We start from the raw sequence: 3,862 nt of genomic DNA on the forward strand, positions 1-3,862 counted from the left end.
GCCACCCGGCGGCTGGCGCGCGAGGTGGCGGCGGGGCGTCTGGACCCCGAGGATGTGGATGCCGAGACGCTGCCGCGCTTTCTCGACACCTGCCTTCTGCCCGATCCCGACCTGGTGATCCGCACTTCCGGCGAAGCACGGATATCGAATTTCCTTCTCTGGCAGTCGGCCTACGCGGAATACGAATTCACGCCGGTCCTGTGGCCCGATTTCACGGCCGCCCATTTTGCCGAGATCGTCTGGAATTACAGCACCCGTGAACGGCGGTTCGGGGCGGTCAGCGCCTGATGGCGGTTCGGGGCTCGTGGGAGGATCTGTCGGCTCGACTGATTTCGGCCGCGGCGATGGCCGTGGTCGGTGTTGTGCTGATCGCGCTGGGCGGGATCTGGTTCGCCATGCTCGCGGCGGCGGTCTCGGGCCTGATGGTATGGGAACTTGGCCGCATGATCGCCCCGCAGGACCGGCGCGGGCCGGTGGCGCTGGGGCTGTTGTCGGGCGGCGCCGTGTTGGCCGCCTGGGCCTTGCCGGGGATCTACGCGCTGCCGCTGCTGGCCGCACCTGCGCTGGTCGGTGCCGGGCAGATGCCGCGCGACCGGGTGATCTATGGCGCCTATGCGCTGGCGATCCTTGTGGCGGGCTATGGGCTGGCCAGTTTCCGGGGCGATTACGGCATGGTCTGGCTGATATGGCTGGTGCTGGTGGTGATCGCGACCGATGTGGCGGGCTATTTCGCTGGCCGGTTCATCGGCGGGCCGAAATTCTGGCCGCGCGTCAGCCCGAAAAAGACCTGGTCGGGCACCGTGGCGGGCTGGGTCTCGGCCGCGCTGATCGGGGCGATCTTCCTGACCTTCACCAATGCGGGACGTGATCTGCCCTGGATATCGGTGGCGCTGTCCTTTGCCAGCCAGATGGGCGATGTGGCCGAAAGCGCGCTCAAACGCCGCATGGGGGTCAAGGACAGTTCTTCGCTCTTGCCCGGCCATGGCGGTCTGTTGGACAGGTTCGACGGCCTTCTGGGGGCAGCGCTGTTGATGCTGCTGGTGGCCCAGGTCGTTTATGTTCCCGAAGTGAGGTTCTGAAACAGGCATGGCACGGCGGATAACGATCTTCGGCGCCACCGGCTCGATCGGCGAGAATACGGTCGACCTGTTGACCCGGCAGGGTGGCGCGGCGGAATATGACGTGGTCGCCCTGACCGGCGGGCGCAATGTCGCGCGGCTGGCCGAACAGGCCCGCGCCCTTCAGGCCGATATCGCCGTGAGCGCGCATGAAGATTGCTATGACGCGCTGAAGGCGGCGCTGGCTGGCTCGGGCGTCGAGGTTGCGGCAGGCCCGCAGGCGCTGGCCGAGGCTGCGGACCGGCCCGCCGACTGGATCATGTCGGCCATCGTGGGCGCCGCAGGGCTGGTGCCGGGGATGCGGGCCTTGCGCCATGGCACGACGCTGGCGCTGGCCAACAAGGAAAGCCTGGTGACCGCCGGGCCGCTGCTGCTGGCGGCGGCGGCGCAGCATGGTGCGCGCATCCTGCCGGTGGACAGCGAACATTCGGCGATCTTCCAGGCCCTGGTCGGCGAGGAGATCGAGGCGGTCGAGCGCATAGTCATCACCGCTTCGGGCGGGGCGTTCCGCGACTGGCCGATCGAGGCGCTGAAAAACGCCACGCCGGAACAGGCATCGTCGCATCCCAACTGGGCGATGGGGCAAAGGATCACCGTCGACAGCGCATCGATGTTCAACAAGGCGCTGGAACTTATTGAGACCAAGGAATATTTCGGAATCGACCCCGAAAGGATCGAGGCCGTTGTCCATCCCGAGTCGCTGATCCATGCGCTGGTCGGTTTCCGCGATGGCGCGATCATGGCCCATGTCGGCCCGCCCGACATGCGGCATGCCATCGGCTATGCGCTGAACTGGCCCGACCGGCGCGACCTGCCGGTGGCGCGGCTCGATCTGGTGCAGATCGGCCAGCTCAATTTCCGCCCCGCCTGCGAAACCCGCTGGCCCGCGCTGCGGCTTGCGCGCGAGGTGATGCGGGCGGGCGGGCTGAGCGGGGCCGCCTTCAACGCCGCCAAGGAGGCGGCGCTGGACGCCTTCCTCGCCCGGCAGATCGGGTTCACCCAGATGGCCGAGGTGGTCGAGGCGGTGCTGGCCCGGCTGTCCGGCGACAGCCTTCTGACAAATTCGCCCGAAAGCCTTGAGAAAGTGCTGGAAACGGACCATCTGGCACGGCAGGCGGCGGCGGAGATCGTCCGCGGTCTGGAACACTAGAGCAGTCACAAGCCAGGACCCTGAGCATTTGGATCTCCTTTCGCTGATTCCCTCCGCGGGGAACTTCGTCTTCACGGTCGGCGCCTTCGTTCTGGCGCTGTCGATCATCGTCACCGTTCACGAATACGGCCACTACATCGTCGGCCGCTGGTCGGGCATCAAGGCAGAGGTGTTCTCGATCGGGTTCGGGCCGGTTCTGGTTTCGCGCACCGACCGCCATGGGACGCAATGGCAGATCGCGGCCCTTCCGCTGGGCGGCTATGTGCGATTCATGGGGGATGCCAGCGCCTCGTCTGCGCGGCCCTCGCCCGAGGTTGCGGGCATGGATCAGGATACGCGGCGCCACACGATGCATGGCGCGCCGCTCTGGGCGCGGACGGCGACGGTGGCGGCGGGGCCCCTGTTCAACTTCGCGCTCGCGATCCTGGTCTTCGCAGCCCTGTCGCTGGTGCGCGGAGTCGCTCTCGAGCCGCCCACCGTGGGGTCGCTGGCCGACCTGCCGCAAGGCATGGCCGAGCGGTCCGCGCTGGCGCCCGGCGACACGATCCTGGCGCTGAACGGCATGCCGACGCCCGATTACACCCGTTTCTACGAGGTTGTGGCGACGCTGCCGACCGATGCCGCGCCCGTCTATACCGTGCGCCGCGACGGGGTCGAACGCGACGTGACCGGCCCGTATCCCTTTCCGCCGATCGTGGGCACGGTCCAGCCCCGGACCGCGGCCGCCGAGGCGGGGCTGAGACCCGGCGATGTTGTGCTGGCCATTCAGGGTGAGCCGATCAACGCGTTCCGCCAGTTGCAGGCGCGCGTGGCCGAGACCGGCGGGCAGCCGGTCACGGTCAGCATCTGGCGTGCGGGCGAGACGATGGAGTTCGACCTGACGCCCAAATCGATGGACCTGCCGATGTCCGACGGCAGTTTCCAGACGCGCTGGCTGATCGGGATGACCGGCGCGCTGGCCTTCGAAAGCGCCACCCGCATGCCCGGGCCGGTCGAGGCGCTGGGCGAAGGGGTGGGCCAGTTGGGCTTCATCCTTCAGTCGAGCCTGTCGGCGCTTTATCACATGGTCACGGGCGCGATCAGCTCGTGCAACCTGTCGGGGCCGATCGGCATCGCCGAAAGCTCGGGCGCCGCGGCCAGCCAGGGGCTTGAGACATTCATCTGGTTCATCGCTGTGCTGTCGGCGGCGGTGGGACTTCTGAACCTGTTCCCGATCCCGGTCCTCGATGGCGGGCATCTGGTATTCTACCTCTACGAAGGGATCACCGGCCGGCCGCCGAGCGACCGGGCGATGCGCTTCCTGACGGCGGTCGGCCTGGCGATGCTGCTGGGACTCATGGCCTTTGCCCTGACAAACGACCTGGTCTGCCCCTGATGTCTTCGCGCCCCTGAATTGGACCCGCCCTCTTGCTGCCACAATGCGCGGTCAGGATGAGCGCAGGTTCGCAACTCGGGGCAGACGGACGGATTCGGCATGGGCCAGGCCATCGAAACCCTTCGCGACGGCTTGCGCGGGCTGTCGCTGTTGATGCAGTTGAACGGGGACAGGCTGCTCTTTCCGTTTGCAATAGCACTTGCGCTCATGCTGGGCGGC

4 protein-coding genes are annotated in these 3,862 nt (G+C 67.4%); all 4 read left to right on the plus strand.

Features of this window, described 5'->3' with window-relative positions; all coding sequences use genetic code 11:
- Window positions 1-288 (plus strand): undecaprenyl diphosphate synthase family protein (locus tag ENN83_RS15780; RefSeq protein WP_287188680.1); only part of this gene is annotated, 288 nt, incomplete at its 5' end.
- On the plus strand, window positions 288-1,079 hold the full coding sequence (locus ENN83_RS15785; protein ID WP_287188682.1) for a phosphatidate cytidylyltransferase: 792 nt from the start codon (window positions 288-290) through the stop codon (window positions 1,077-1,079). The genes ENN83_RS15780 and ENN83_RS15785, both read left to right, overlap by 1 nt.
- 7 nt (window positions 1,080-1,086) lie before the next feature.
- A complete protein-coding gene (dxr, locus tag ENN83_RS15790) occupies window positions 1,087-2,268 on the plus strand; it encodes a 1-deoxy-D-xylulose-5-phosphate reductoisomerase (protein ID WP_287188684.1) in 1,182 nt (393 codons plus the stop codon).
- A gap of 28 nt (window positions 2,269-2,296) precedes the next feature.
- A complete protein-coding gene (gene rseP / locus ENN83_RS15795; RefSeq protein ID WP_287188686.1) occupies window positions 2,297-3,643 on the plus strand; it encodes an RIP metalloprotease RseP in 1,347 nt (448 codons plus the stop codon).
- The last annotated feature ends 219 nt before the right edge of the window (window positions 3,644-3,862 follow it).

Origin of the sequence: Rhodovulum sp. (assembly GCF_011048875.1) — a bacterium.
Classification (GTDB): Bacteria; Pseudomonadota; Alphaproteobacteria; order Rhodobacterales; family Rhodobacteraceae; genus Rhodovulum; species Rhodovulum tesquicola.

What these genes read in the sequence shown, in the direction of transcription:
- ENN83_RS15785 (WP_287188682.1), top strand. Translation starts at nt 288, where the DNA reads ATGGCGGTTCGGGGCTCGTGGGAGGATCTGTCGGCTCGACTGATTTCG.
- dxr (WP_287188684.1), top strand. Translation starts at nt 1,087, where the DNA reads ATGGCACGGCGGATAACGATCTTCGGCGCCACCGGCTCGATCGGCGAG.